The sequence below is a fragment of the Erythrobacter sp. HKB08 genome, from assembly GCF_004114695.1.
Lineage (GTDB): Bacteria > Pseudomonadota > Alphaproteobacteria > Sphingomonadales > Sphingomonadaceae > Parerythrobacter_A.
The window spans coordinates 2,510,946-2,524,595 of record NZ_CP035310.1 but is presented as its reverse complement, the minus strand read 5'-3'; the positions used below and the strand labels follow the sequence as shown (position 1 = coordinate 2,524,595).

General features: G+C 63.6%; 8 protein-coding genes. 4 read left to right on the top strand and 4 right to left on the bottom strand.

Annotated features, from left to right (window positions below; all coding sequences use genetic code 11):
- Positions 1-37 precede the first annotated feature (37 nt).
- Positions 38-1,330 (top strand): MFS transporter, encoded by a 1,293-nt coding sequence (locus EO245_RS12185; RefSeq protein WP_128893184.1) that lies wholly within the window; start codon positions 38-40, stop codon positions 1,328-1,330.
- Positions 1,331-1,336: 6 nt separating this feature from the next.
- On the opposite strand, the gene EO245_RS12180 is transcribed toward EO245_RS12185, so the two are convergent.
- The gene (locus tag EO245_RS12180; RefSeq protein ID WP_234026893.1) at positions 1,337-3,010 is read right to left on the bottom strand and encodes a carboxylesterase/lipase family protein; all 1,674 of its coding nucleotides are present in this window, start codon (positions 3,008-3,010) and stop codon (positions 1,337-1,339) included.
- A gap of 295 nt (positions 3,011-3,305) precedes the next feature.
- On the opposite strand from EO245_RS12180, the gene EO245_RS12175 reads away from it, so the two are divergent.
- On the top strand, positions 3,306-6,275 hold the full coding sequence (locus EO245_RS12175) for a TonB-dependent receptor domain-containing protein (RefSeq protein ID WP_128893183.1): 2,970 nt from the start codon (positions 3,306-3,308) through the stop codon (positions 6,273-6,275).
- A gap of 163 nt (positions 6,276-6,438) precedes the next feature.
- Positions 6,439-7,113 carry a response regulator transcription factor gene (locus EO245_RS12170; protein ID WP_128893182.1) on the top strand — a complete coding sequence of 225 codons (675 nt, stop codon included), beginning with the start codon at positions 6,439-6,441 and terminating at the stop codon, positions 7,111-7,113.
- Positions 7,114-7,195: 82 nt separating this feature from the next.
- Here the strand turns inward: EO245_RS12170 and EO245_RS12165 are convergent, their stop codons facing one another.
- Entirely contained in the window at positions 7,196-9,883 is a 2,688-nt protein-coding gene (locus tag EO245_RS12165; protein ID WP_128893181.1) for a TonB-dependent receptor domain-containing protein, read from the bottom strand.
- A 113-nt stretch (positions 9,884-9,996) separates the two neighbouring features.
- Complete coding sequence (locus EO245_RS12160; RefSeq protein ID WP_128893180.1) at positions 9,997-11,580, bottom strand: hypothetical protein; 1,584 nt, start codon at positions 11,578-11,580, stop codon at positions 9,997-9,999.
- A 327-nt stretch (positions 11,581-11,907) separates the two neighbouring features.
- On the opposite strand from EO245_RS12160, the gene EO245_RS12155 reads away from it, so the two are divergent.
- A complete protein-coding gene (locus EO245_RS12155) occupies positions 11,908-12,258 on the top strand; it encodes a hypothetical protein (RefSeq protein WP_128893179.1) in 351 nt (116 codons plus the stop codon).
- Positions 12,259-12,333: 75 nt separating this feature from the next.
- Here the strand turns inward: EO245_RS12155 and hemN are convergent, their stop codons facing one another.
- Positions 12,334-13,647 carry an oxygen-independent coproporphyrinogen III oxidase gene (gene hemN, locus EO245_RS12150; RefSeq protein WP_128893178.1) on the bottom strand — a complete coding sequence of 438 codons (1,314 nt, stop codon included), beginning with the start codon at positions 13,645-13,647 and terminating at the stop codon, positions 12,334-12,336.
- Between the last annotated feature and the right edge of the window lie 3 nt (positions 13,648-13,650).

The window sequence follows — 13,650 nt, the reverse complement described above, 5'->3', positions numbered from 1 at the left end:
ATCCGGTGAAGACAGCCGGAGCCCGCGGGAGAGACTAATGACCACACAATCGGCCACCGTGCCCGGAACCCACCAGGAGGTTTCTCCGCGCGCACGGCAGGTGACGCTGTTCCTGCTCACCGTGACCTATTTCTTCAGCTACATGGACCGGCAGATCCTCGCGATCCTGCTGGAGGACATCAAGGCGGACCTGCTGCTGACCGACACGCAGCTCGGCCTGCTGTCGGGCTTCGCCTTCGCCATCTTCTATGCGACGCTGGGCATCCCGGTTGCGGCATTGGCCGACCGGATGAACCGCGTGAACATCATCTCGGCAGCGCTGGCGACGTGGAGCGCGATGACGGCGGCCTGCGGGCTCGCGACGAACTTCATCCAGCTCCTCTTGGCGCGCATCGGTGTCGGGATTGGCGAGGCCGGGTCGAGCCCGCCGAGCCACTCGATCATCGCCGACCTGTACCCTGCGGAAAAGCGCGCGCTCGCGCTTTCGATCTATTCGCTCGGCGTCACGCTTGGCGCTGCGGCCGGACAGATTTTCGGCGGTAACCTGACTTACTTCTTCGACTGGCGGACCGCGTTCATCGCGATCGGCCTTCCCGGCGTGATACTCGCCGTCATCGTCAAGCTCTTCGCCACCGAACCGATGCGCAAGGCGGAGCCCGGCGCGGTCGAGAGCGAGGACCAGCCATCGGTATGGGACGGTTTCCGCACCATTTTCGCGAACCGGGCTGCCGTTTGGCTCGTCGCGGGCGTCACGCTGACCTCGATGATCGGCTACGCGCTTACCGGCTGGACGCCGTCCTACCTGATCCGCTTATTCGGGCTGAATACGCTGCAGGTCGGCAATATCGTCGCACCGTTGCTCGCCCTTGCGGGCGTTGCGAGCGGGCTCGGTAGCGGCTGGCTCGCCAACCGCCTGTCGGAGCGATACGGGATGCAGGCGCAGCCGCTGATGATTGCCGGGCTCAAGCTGCTGGCGCTGCCCTTCCTGCTCGCCTTCTATTGGGTCGAGGGCGCGTGGATGGCGGTCGGCATGTACTTCATCGCCGTGCTTTTCCAGTCCTGCTACCTCGGACCGACCTTCGCCATGATCCAGACGCTCGCGCCGCTCAAGATGCGCGCAGTCTGGGCGGCAGTGACGTTGCTGATCATCAACCTGATTGGTCTCGGCATCGGCCCGACCATGGTCGGCGTCTTCTCCGACATGCTCGAGCCTGCCTATGGCGAGCAGTCGCTGCGCTATGCGCTGTTGATCATCGCCTCGTTCACGCCGCTCGCGATCTTCGCCTATTGGCGTGCGAGCGTCGCGCTGCGCAAGCAGGCCGCTGCCTGATCCGCGCTACTGGCCGATGGTCCGGATGCTCGCTTCCGGATCGTCGACCATGCGCGGCTCGACATCGAGCTCCATGACCATCCGGCTATCGGCAGTGTAGGGCGTCCACTCGGGAAGCAGGGCGCTGGAGGGCGTGCCCGTTTTCGCGAAGGCAATCCAGGCATCGCTCATCATCTCGGCCATGGTCGCCGCATCCTCGCCGGTGCCGACAAGGGCCGCGGATTCCTCTGCATTGTCGAACATCAGCGGGATATCGAGCGTGTGCGGCGACTTGAGCAAGCCTCCGGCGACCGGCGTTTCCCAGGTCAGGCGATAGACATAGACCGGCGCTTCGGCGGTGCGGCTCTGCTGGTCGGCGAGAATGTAGGTGCCGCGCACGAAACGCCCGCCCATGGCCGCGCTCGCGATATGGGTCGGCGAGTAGTCCGGGTACATTGCGCGGTATGCGGCAACCGCTTCCTTCGCGCCGTCGCCCATCATCGCCGCCATGCCGTCGAGTTGCGCATCGTCGATCCGTCCGAACCACGGCTGCGAGGCAAGGAAGAGCGTCATCTCGTCCTTGTTGTAGCCGATCATCAGCGGCACATCGCGCGACTGTTCCGGCGCTGCGGGCAGGAAGGGATCGCGCGGCAGGATCGTCCCGTCGGCAATCGGCCCAAGGCTCGGTCCGCGCCCGAAACCGCTACCGGCAGGTGTCGCGCGCCGGACGGCGAGGAGCAGGTCTTCCGCCGGATAGGCCTGCAACTGCTCGACCGTCTCGATGCCGGCAGCCTCGAGAATTTTCGCGGCATACTCGGCAGCTTCCTCCGGTTTGCCGCTGGTCACGCCGGGGCCTGACTGGACGATCGCCTTGTGGAACAGCCCGTCCGCCAAAGGCATCGCCATCAAATGGCTCACCTTCGAGCCGCCGCCGGACTCGCCCATGATCGTCACATTGTTGGGGTCGCCGCCGAAATTGGCAATGTTGTCGCGCACCCATTCGAGCGAGCGCACGAGGTCGAGATTGCCGACATTGCCCGACGCGTCGAACTCATCGCCGAACGCCTCGGCGAGATTGAGATAGCCGAAAGCGTTGAGGCGATGGTTCACCGTCACGACGACGACATCGCCTTTCTCGGCCAGGTTGCGCCCGTCATAGGCAGGCCAACTGCCCGAGCCGTAGGCGTATCCGCCGCCATGAAACCAGACCATCACCGGCCGGCTCCCGCTGCTCGCATCGGGCGTCCATACATTGAGGAACAGGCAGTCCTCGTTGTCGATCTTCTCTTCGGTGCCGGTCGGGAAGATGCCCTGGATCTGGCGCGTCAGCTCTGTCGTATTGGGACCGCTCGGCGTGTAGAGCTGCATGCAGGGCGCGCCGTGGCCGGTGGCATCGGCAATTCCCTGCCACTCATCGGCGGGGATCGGCGGCTGGAAACGCAGGTCTCCGACGGGCGGGGATGCATAGCGAATGCCGAGATATGCATCGACACCGTCGTCCTCCAGCCCCTGGACCTTGCCGGCTTCCGTTTCGACCACCGGGGTCGCTCCGGGCGCATCGGCAAGGGCGGCTGGAGCCGTCGCAATCGTCGAACCGACCAAAATCGTTGCAGCGAAAAGCTCGGCCTTCATCATGTCTCTCCCCAATTCCTGCTTGCCGCGGTTGCGGACCGGAGCGCGATAAATCGGGACTCGATCCATTAGCGGCGAAAATTCGAATATCAGGTATGATGGCGGTCGGGCAAGCGTCGACGCTGGTTGCGCGTGCAGGCTGCCAATTCGAAGGTGTTCGCCCCGCTATCGGCGCCGCCGGGCCGCATTCCGCTACGAATTCCCGAATTTCGAGAAGCGGGAAACCTGTGGTTTTTTGGTCGCATGCGGGGCGCTCTGTTCAAAAGATGCGTGGATAGCGCCTTGACAGCAAGGTCCTTTCACACGCAGTAATTCGATTACTGGGTATGCCGCCGATAGAGCGGCCAAAAGTGGGAGAGGATTGATGAAAGCGATCAGCGTTCTGCGCTACGGCTGTGCCGTGCCTGCACTTGTAGCAGGTCTGGCTCTGGCCAACCCTGCCATGGCGCAGGAAAATGCCTCGGCGGATGCCGCCGCGGACGAGCCGATTAACAACCGCCAGATCGTCGTTACCGGGTCGCTGATCCGCGGCACGCCGGAAGATGCGGCGCTTCCCGTGGATGTGTTCACCAGCGAGGACCTGGCCAAGCAGGGCGTCGACAGCCCGCTCGAATTCATCAAGGAACTTCCCTCGGTCGGTGCCGTCCTCGGCGATACCAACCAGTTCTCGACCGCCGCGCAGGGCTTCCAGGGCGTCGGCTCGATCAACCTTCGCGGGCTCGGCCCGCAGCGCACCCTCGTGCTGCTCAACGGCAAGCGCACCATCCTCACTCCGGGTGCCGGCTTCGTCGACACGCAGCTGATCCCGCTCTTCGCGCTCGAGCGCGTCGAAATCCTGAAGGACGGCGCAGGCACGACCTACGGTTCCGACGCGATCGCGGGTGTTGCCAACTTCATCACGCGCAATCGCTTCACCGGCGTCGAGCTGCAGGCGGACTACACCTTCATCGACGGCTCGGACGACGACTATTCGGTCAGCGCGCTGGCCGGTATCGAGGCTGGCGCGGCGAACATCGTGGTCGGCGCGGGCTGGCAGCACCGTTCCGAACTCGCGACGACCGCACGCGACTTCACGCAGCTCGATTACGCCACGAACCCGTCGGCCTATTCGGCGCTTTCGACACCGGGCCTGGTCGCTGTGACCTATCTCACCCCGACCGGCCTCAGCACCCAGACGCGCCCGGATCGCGGATGTAACGACCTCGGCGGTTTCCAGGACGGCGGCATCTGCCGCTTCACCTACATTCCCTACGACAACATCGTCGAGGACGAGGACCGCTACCAGGTCTTCGCCCAGTTCACCGCCGATCTGTCGGACAAGGTGACCTTCACGGCCGATGCGCTCTATGCTCGCAGCGACCTTGAATCGCTCAACTACTCGCCGGCTTTCCCGCCGACGCAGGGACCGAACGGTTCGGGCTTCCTTTCGGCCTTCACCACTTCGCCGAACAACCCGGGCGTATCCGCATTCCTTGCCCAGCAGGGTCTTCCGGCCAGCACGGCGACTTCGCCGATCGTGCGCGTCACCAACGTGCTGTTCCGTCCCTTCGGCTATCTCGGCAACCCGCTCGATCCCGAGCGCGGTTCGGGTACTGGCTTTGCCAGCAACGAAGCGTTCCGCGTAAGCGGCGGCTTCGACATCGAGCTGAGCGACACACTGACCCTCGATATCGACGGTACCTTCTGGGATTCCGACCGTACCGCATGGGCGCCGGGCATCGTGGGTAGCCGCCTGCAGGCAGCGCTCAACGGCTTCGGCGGTCCGAACTGTACGGGTACCACCGCAGGGGCCAATGGCTGTCTCTGGTTCAACCCCTTCGTGAACGCTGGCCCGTCCAACCCGGCGCTCGGTCTTTCCAACCCGTTCTACGTACCGGGTGCGGAAAACAGCGAAGAGTTGGTCCGCTGGCTGCAGGTTCCCAACGGCACGGTCGAAGAGGAATCGCAGGTCGTGTTCGACATGGTCCTCTCCGGCGAAACCGGCTTTGAACTGGGCGGCGGCCCGGTGGCATTCGCGATCGGTGCGCAGTACCGCGACACCAACTTCAATAGCCGTCCGGTCCAGGACGAATCGAACCTCAACATCAACCCGTGCTTCATCGAGGGCGACCAGAGCTGCGTCGGTACCACGACCGAGGGCGTCGGACCGTTCATCTTCCTCGGCGGCTCGCGACCGGTCGATGTCAGCCAGAACGTCTACGCAATCTTCGGCGAACTCCAGCTGCCGGTCACCGACAGGCTGGAAGTGCAGGCGGCCATCCGCTTCGAAGATTACGGCGGTGCAGTCGGCTCGACGGTCAACCCGAAGGGCTCGTTCCGCTTCGAGGCGACCGACTGGTTCACCCTGCGCGGTTCGGTCGGCACGACCTTCCGCGGTCCGATCCCCTCGCAGGTGGCACCGATTTCGGTCACCGCGCTGCAGGGCTTCACGGCTGCGGGCGGCAACTACAAGTCGCTCGACATCTTCGGCAACCCGACCGACCTCGGCCCGGAAAGCGCCTTCACCTACAACATCGGCGGTATCTTCAACGTGCCGCTGGGTGCAGGCGACCTGACCTTCAGCGTCGACTACTGGTCGATCGATCTCGAGGACCGGATCACCACGACGCCGGGCGATGCGATCGCCAGCTTCGTCGGTAACGGCCAGACGACGGGCGCAGCGCCGGTCGACTGTTCGAGCCCGCTGGTCAACCTGGTTACCTTCAGCAACAACCAGTGTATCCAGGGCACGACGACCGGTCTCGACATCAGCCGCGTTCGTACCGACTGGGTCAACGGCCCCGATGTGAAGATCGCCGGCCTCGACTTCGCGCTGACGGTCAACATGCCGCTTGGCGACATGGTCGACCTGAGCTTCGGCGGTAACGCGGTCTGGAACCTCGACTACGAGTTCGACGACTTCGAACTCCAGGGTGTCGTCGTCGAAGAGGCTTACGACGCAATCGGCTTCGGCAACTACTTCCGCGACCCGAACACGGTTCCGGAATGGCGTGCCAACGGTTTCGTCAACCTCGCCTACGACATGTTCAACCTGCGTTACTCGATCGTGCACATCGACGGCGTGACCGACGATCGCTGTATCAACCGTAACCCCTGCTTCTCGACATCGCAGGGCCCGACGGACTTCGGTGTCGACAGCGGTTCCTACACGCAGCACGACATCGCGCTGACGATCGACCTCGACCTGGGCGGTTTCGAAACGCAGCTGCAGGCATCGGTCGAGAACTTCACCGATGCAGAACCTGCCGAAGCGCAGCTGCCGCTGGGCTACAACCCGTTCATCGGCAACGCCATCGGTCGCAACTATCGCCTGGGTCTGCGCACCCGCTTCTAAGGCGAAAAGCGATATGACTTCGGGAAGGCCCGGTGCAGCGATGCGCCGGGCCTTTCTCTTTGCAACCGATTGTTCCCGAAAGAGATTGGATAAGCTCGCGCGGAGTCACAAACAGGTCATATGACGGCGGCAAAAGCATCGGCGAAGAAAGGGGCTTTGCCGAATGTCTGTCGTCAATATCCTGATGACCAACCGTGCAGTTGAGGGGTTCGAGCCGTTTACGCACGACGGCTGCGAGTTCGTTTTCGTCGCGCTCGGACCGGATGGACCCCGGCGCCTTATCGAAGGCCCGATATGGGCTTTCGTCGACTGGGTGATGGATGATCTTGCAGGGCTGGAAATGTGCCGCCGCCTGCGGGCCGATCCGCGCACCAGCGAAGCGCATGTCACGCTCATCCTCGACGAGGACGACGCGGAAGACCGCCGCCGTGCTCTCAAGGCCGGAGCGGACGATTACATGGTCGGGCCTGTGGGCCGTACCGAAGTGCTCGACCGGGTTCTTGCATTGCAGTCCGGCCAGTCCGGCCACAGCGTCGGGAGCCGTTTCGTACAGGGCGACCTCGTCATAGACATGCCTGCCCTGCGTGCCTGCTGGGCGGGCGCGCCGATCGACCTCAGGCCCAATGAATTCCGCCTGCTGCGCTTCCTCGCCGAGAACCCGAACCGCGTGCTCTCGCGCGAGGATTTGATCGCGGGGCTGGGCAAAAGCGAAGTGAGCATCGACGAACGCACGGTCGATGTCTGGATCGGGCGTTTGCGCCGTGCCATCCGCGATGCAGGTGGCGGCAATCCGCTGCGCACGATCCGCTCGATGGGCTACGTTTTCGACCTGCCCTGAGCACGAAACTCGTCGGACCAAAGAAGAAGGGCCGCCCTCTTGCGAGAGCGGCCCCTTTCTTTTGGGCGGTTGCCGGAGTGCATCAGAACTCGGCGGAGACCGAGAAGCTGAAGGTTGTTCCGACGTCGTATGTGTTGATCTCGATGCGATTCGTATCGACCTGCTGGAACTCGAAATTGCCGCGCCCGAAGATGTTGCGGGCTTCGAACTTCAATTCGAGCGGAACCTTGGCGATTTTCACGCCCTGGCGTGCGACGAAGTCGAGGTTGAAGCCCGGATCCCCGACAATGTCGGGGAGGCCGGCCGTACCGCGGCGGGTCACGCGCTCGCTCGCATAGGACATGAGGAAGGTGAACTGCTGCAGCCTGTCCTCGTCCTCGTCCTCGAAGCCGAGCTGGAGGTTGACGAGATGGTCGGACTGCCCGGTGAGCGGGTCGCCATCATCGAAGAACAGCGTCGCATCGGTTTCCAGCGCGCCGACACCGGCGGTGAAGATCCGCGTGGTGTCGCCGGCTGCAACCTTCAGCTCCGACTGGGTGTAGGTGTAGTTGGTGACGAAGATGATCTGTTTCGTCTCGAGCCAGCCGCGGCCGCCCCAATCTGCCAGAGGCTGGGTGTACTGGAACTCCAGCTCGGCACCGTAGAGCTCTGCCGTCGGCGCATTTGCGAAGCGGGTCGTGAAGCTCGTGTCCGCACCGATCGAGACATAGGGTTCGATCGGGTTTTCGATTTCCTTGTAGAAACCGGCGAGCGAGACGCGGTTGCCACGCCCGAAGTAGTATTCGGCGCGCGCTTCCGCGTTGAACAGCTTGGAGTCCTGCAGGGCAGGGTTGCCGATGTACTGGCGCTGGTTGTCCGGATCGGTGAACGGCTGGAAGATCAGCTCGCGGAACTGCGGGCGGGCGATCGTCTTCGAGGCACTGGCACGCAGCTGGAGCGCATCGGTCGCTTCCCACGTCAGCGTCGCGCCGGGCAGGAAGTAATCGTTGGCGATCAGCGTATTGGCGAGCGAAACGAACGGATTATCGAAGCGCTGGACCGTCGCGACCGACTGTGTCGCATCCTCGTAGCGTACGCCCAGGTCGAGACTGATCCCGAATGCCGGTTCGATGAACGCCTTGACATAAGCCGCGTGGATTTCGAGGTCCGCCTGGAAAGCCGGATCGGTCTGTGTCGGCTCGGTCAGCCCGATGCCGAAATATTCGATGACCGCGTCGCCCAGCAGCAGGTCGGGGCGCAGTGCGCCCACGCCCGGCGGGATATTGTCGCCGTCGATCAGGAACAGGCGGCGTTCCGACAGGCGGCTCGTGTCGGTGTAGGCATAGCCGACCGTCGTGGTGAGCCAGTCGGTCAGCGGATAGCTGACGTCGATGCCGCCGTACCACAGGTCTTCCTGGAGCTCGGAGAAGGCGACCGACGCGCTGCCGCGCTGGCGGTCGAGCATGTTGATGTAGATATCGCCCGTGTCCTGGTTGGACTGGTTGGTCCGGACATAGACGAACTCGTATTCGTAGGGCGCCTCGCGCTGCGTCTGGGCGAAGCCGCCGCGCAGGTCGATCGAGAGGTCACCGAACTCGAGCTCGCTCACCAGCTGCGTGTCGAGGAGCTGGCGCTCGTACCAGCCGGTGTTCTGGGTGATCAGGCTGTCGCCATCGAGCAGCAGCTCGCCAAAGCCAAGACCGCTTTGCTTGAGTGTGTCGCGGATGAACAGGTTGGTCCAGCGGAACTGGTGGTCGCCGATCTCGAGGCCGAAACCGAGCATCGCGTTGGCGAGAATGCGGTTGTCGGTGACGAAGTTCTTCGAATCGCGGTCGAGCTGCAGGTCCGTGGTGAACGGGTTCTGCGAGGTGATAACCTTGGTGCGCAGCTTGTTGCTGAGCGATGCGGTCGCAACGATGCCGAGACGGCCATCGGCGCCGACGTCGAAGGCGGTGCCGGCGGTAATCCCGCCCGAGAAGTTCGGACGGATGTCGTCGACTTTCTGGAGGAGCACGAGATTGGGATTGCCCAGCTGCTTGACGATGTTGCCCTGTTCGGCAGTCGACAGGTCGCCGATGCGCAGGCCGCTGTCGAAGAAGGCCTGGAGCGCAGGGGGCACGTCGCGCGTGCCATCGTCGAAGCCGGACCAGTCGTAATCCGACCCGTAATAGTCGAGGCCGTTGCTGAAGGTCGTAATCGTGTCGCCGCTGATCCCGGCGCTGATCTTGAGGAAGCTTTCCTCGGGAACCGCACGGGTCGTCAGGTTGATGACGCCGCCGCCGAATTCGCCCGGGAAGTTTGCCGAGTAGGTCTTCTGGACCAACGAGGATGCGATGATGTTCGTCGGGAAGATGTCTAGTGGGACGACGCGGCTAAGCGGCTGCGGCGAAGGCAGCGGCAGGCCGTTCAGGAGCGCGAGCGAGTAGCGGTCGCCAAGGCCGCGAACGAAGACGTTGCCATTGCCGACGACCGAAAGGCCGGTGGTACGGCTGAGCGCGCCTGCGATGTCGCCATCGCCTGCACGCGCGATGTCTTCGGTCGAGAGAACCGAGACGACCTGCGGGGAACTGCGGGTCACATCGCGATTGCGGCGACCGGTGACGACGATCGCGCCGCCCGGGATGGAAATCTCCGGCTGGTCGAAATCCTCTTCCGCCTCGATCTCCTCGTCAGGTGCAGCCGTTTCCTCTTGCGTTTCTTCCGGCTGCTCATCCTGCGCATATGCAATGCCCGGGAAGGTGAGAGCCGTCGAAAGCAGGAGCAGCCCCGCCAACTGCTTGCCAGTCTTCATTCTGAAAGACCCCTCTATCTAGGTCCGAAATTTCGTGTCCTGCCGATGCGTCACCGGCAGATGTGCGAGGGGAGGCCGACCCGGAAACGGGCCAGCCTCCCCCGGGTTTGCGATCAGGAGTAGACCGGCAGCGAGCCGCAATCGCCGCTGTTGTTGCCGAACGCGATCGTCGTGGAGTCGCAGGTCCAGCCTTCGAAGCGCGTATCGTTCGCGCCCGCAGCACCGACGAAGCCGGCGTTGTCGAAGTAGCTGGAGATGCTCGTCGGATCGAAGGCGACCAGCGCCTGCTCGTTCGAGCCGGGCAGGTAGGTCATCGTCAGCGTGTTGGTGTAGTTCGAGTTGGTGTTCGAACCGGCATCGAACTGTGCCTGGACGCCTGCAGCGGTCGTGCCGCTACCGTCGCGGAACGGGGTGCCGCAGTCGAGCACGACCGATTCGAATCGAACCGGACCGGCTTCGTCGAGGCCGGCATTGGCAGCGCGGGTCAGCGTCTCGATCGTGTCGACGCGCAGGCACGGCGTACCGTTCGACGAAGCGTCGACGATGATCGTGTTGAACAGCGAGTAGTCGGCACGGCCGCGAATGCGGACGACCTGGTCGTCGTTCTTGCGCTGGATGAAGGTCGCGTTCGAAATCAGCGTGTTCTGGCGCGGGGTGTTCTCTTCGAGCGTGTTTGAGGAGTCGGCCTCGATGATCGTGTCGCCGACGTTCGGACGCTGTGCCGCCACGACGTACTGAAGGGTAGCCTTCACGCCGGTGTCGGTGTCGATCGAGTCGTCTTCTGCGCCGACCACGACGAGGCCTTTCATGTTGACCACGCCGCCGAAGAATTCGACGCCGTCGTCCGCACTGTTGTACGACATGATGTTCTCGAAGGTCGTACCCGAGCCGACACCACCGGTGGTCAGGGCCTGCAGCTCGTCACCGTTGGATAGGACCGTGCCCGAGTAACGCAGCTGGACGAAACGGACGCTGCCCGAACTGTCGGTCGGCACGTTGCCGCCGTAACGCGGCGGGGTGGTGGTGCCTTCGACTTCGCGCTCGCAGTTCACGCTGCCCGGCGTCGCGGTGTTCGAAAGACAGTCGGTGATCGGGGCGCGGCCGTTGATGATGAGGCCGCCCCAGTCGCCCGAGGAGTTCTCGTCATTCTCGCCGCGAATGTTCTGCTGGCTGGTGAAGATGATCGGGCGGGCGGCGGTTCCGTTGGCCTGAATCTGGTTGCCGCGGTTCACGTTCAGGTACGAACCGTCGAGACCGGCGAGGATGACGCCCGGCTCGATCGTCAGGGTAACATTGGTGTCGGTAAGACCGTCCGAGCCGTCGGCTGCCGGGCCACCGTCGGTGCCGACATCGACCTGGCCGTCGATCAGGTAGATGACCGCGTTCGAAGCGTCGGTGAACTGCAGCTGCGAGGAGCGGTTGAAGCGCGCCGGAAGCTGGCAGAGGCGGTAGGAGCCCGTCGGGCCGCTGATCGTGCCGCGATTGGTGAGGCCCTGCGGGTCCGAAACGAACGGACAGTCGGCCGCCGCAGTTGCCTGAGCGCTGCTGGTCGGCGTCGGGCTCGGAGTGGGCGACGGGGCGGGGTTGTTGATCGTGATGTTGCCGCCCGTGCCGGGCGAAGCAATTTCATCGGCGCCGCAGCTGGCCAGTGCCAGCGCGCTTGCACCAAGAACGAGTGAACGATGGATAGTTTTCACAGCGAGCGGTCCCCTCAAAAACCGAGAAATCGGATTGAAATCAAAAAGGGCGCGATTGAGTGCGCGAGAGGGGCGCTATGACCGGTGCGAGACTCTTTCGTTGCAGGATTACGATCCCGAGACAGTTTGTGCGTTTATGTCGAAAGATGACCGAAGGCTGACAAACATGACGTCTCGCACTCGGAAGGCGCTGCGAAATGTTACAGTCTAAATCATTGAAAAGACGGGATACGACGCGCGAAAGTTACATTTAAATGACAATGTTTCATTTTTGTTGCAGTCGAGCTCTCGCGATCACATTCTGTCCCTACGTTTGGGAGAGTTGGAATGATGATCGCATCCTTGGCAGCAGTCGCGCTGATGACGCCCGCAGCGACCCAGGTCGGCTATGACGAGTTGATGGACGGGCGCGATGCCGCGGCTATCCAGACTATCGAAGGCAACGAAACGCTCGAGAAGAGCGATCCGGCGCGGCTGATCAACCTCGGTATCGCGCATGCAAGGCAGGGCCGGACCGAGGAGGCGCGCAAGCTCTTCACTGCCGCGATGGAGTGCGAGGACCGGATGTCGCTCGAGACTTCGGAAGGCGAGTGGAAGGATTCGCGGCATCTGGCACGGCTCGCGCTCAAGATGCTCGACAACGGCTCGTTCGGCTCCGAGCGGATGGCTGCCCGCTAACGATCAGGCGCGGGGGCCTTTCGGGTTCGCTTCAATCGCTTGGCTCAGGGTGCAGGAACGCCCGGGTCGCGAAATCTAGACCGCAGAACTGAAGCGCCTGCCGGATTGCCTCCGGTACGGATCGAACAACGCCGCGATCGTGCGCGCATAGGGCAGGCCCTCGGGCAGAAGCGTCACCCATTCTTCGTCGAGCGAAGCGAGCCCGCGTTCGATGAAAGGAGCGAGCGCCCCGCTGCATTCGGCCGCGAGCCGCGAACCGATCCGCGCGCGGCCCTGGCACAGCAATTGCTCGATCACGGCGCCGCGATAGCGATCGTCGGCCGACCGGGCGATGCCGCGATTGCCGGCCAGCAGCCCTTCGCTTGCGAGCATGCGATAACGGCCCGAGTTCTTCTCGTTCTGCACCAGCAGGCCGGGAAAACTGCTGATCGCTGAACTGCCGAGCCCGATGAGAACCGGCGCATCGTCGTCGGTGAACCCCTGGAAGTTGCGCTTCACCCGGCCTTCGAGCGCGGCATGGGCCAGCGGATCGCCGCCCGGCTTGGCGAAATGGTCGAAGCCGACCGGAACATAGCCGTGGGTGCAGAAATAGCGGTAGCCGGCCGCCGCCATTGCGAAGCGCTCTTCCTGTCCGGGCAGCTGGCTATCGTCGATGACACGCTGGCGGGGCACGATGTGGGGGACATGGGCGTAGCCGAACAGCGCCACCCGGTCCGCACCGAGCACGCGTGTGCGGTGCAGGCTGTCCATCAGGTTGTCTTCGCTCTGTCCCGGCAGGCCGTACATGAGATCGAAATTGAGCGAGGTCACGCCTGCCTCGCGCAGCCAGTCGGTGCTGCGGACGATCAGTTCCTCATCCTGCACCCGGCCGATCGCTTCCTGGCAATGTGGGGCGAAAGTCTGCACGCCCATGCTCGCGCGCGTCACCCCGACCTGTGCGAGGGCATCGCGCCATTCCTCGGTCATTCCGCGTGGGTCGAGTTCGGTCGAAATTACCGGGTCGGCGAGCGCGAAATGCGCTGCGAGCGTATCGACGAGGCCTACAAAATCGTCGCTCGCAATCGCATTGGGGCTGCCTCCGCCGAACGAGATGCGGCTGACCCGCGTCGAGGACGGGAGAAGCTGCGCAACGGTCGCGATTTCGCGATGCAGCGCGGTGAGATAGCTCTGCAGGCGCTGGCTGCGCCCCGCCGCGCCGGTATTGCAGCCGCAGTAGAAACAGATTTTCTCGCAAAACGGGATGTGGACGTAGAGCGAAACGTCGCCCGACACGTCTTCCAGCGCGTTACGATAGGCAGCTGGATCGATCGCGTCGAACTCGGCTGCGGTGGGATAGCTGGTGTAACGCGGGACGGGCGTCGCGAGCAGGTCGGGATGATAAGGCCACATGCG

Excerpts from the sequence above, each read along its gene's own strand:
- EO245_RS12185 (WP_128893184.1), top strand. The coding sequence starts at position 38 with ATGACCACACAATCGGCCACCGTGCCCGGAACCCACCAGGAGGTTTCT.
- EO245_RS12180 (WP_234026893.1), bottom strand. The coding sequence starts at position 3,010 with ATGGATCGAGTCCCGATTTATCGCGCTCCGGTCCGCAACCGCGGCAAG.
- EO245_RS12175 (WP_128893183.1), top strand. The coding sequence starts at position 3,306 with ATGAAAGCGATCAGCGTTCTGCGCTACGGCTGTGCCGTGCCTGCACTT.
- EO245_RS12170 (WP_128893182.1), top strand. The coding sequence starts at position 6,439 with ATGTCTGTCGTCAATATCCTGATGACCAACCGTGCAGTTGAGGGGTTC.
- EO245_RS12165 (WP_128893181.1), bottom strand. The coding sequence starts at position 9,883 with ATGAAGACTGGCAAGCAGTTGGCGGGGCTGCTCCTGCTTTCGACGGCT.
- EO245_RS12155 (WP_128893179.1), top strand. The coding sequence starts at position 11,908 with ATGATGATCGCATCCTTGGCAGCAGTCGCGCTGATGACGCCCGCAGCG.
- hemN (WP_128893178.1), bottom strand. The coding sequence starts at position 13,647 with ATGTGGCCTTATCATCCCGACCTGCTCGCGACGCCCGTCCCGCGTTAC.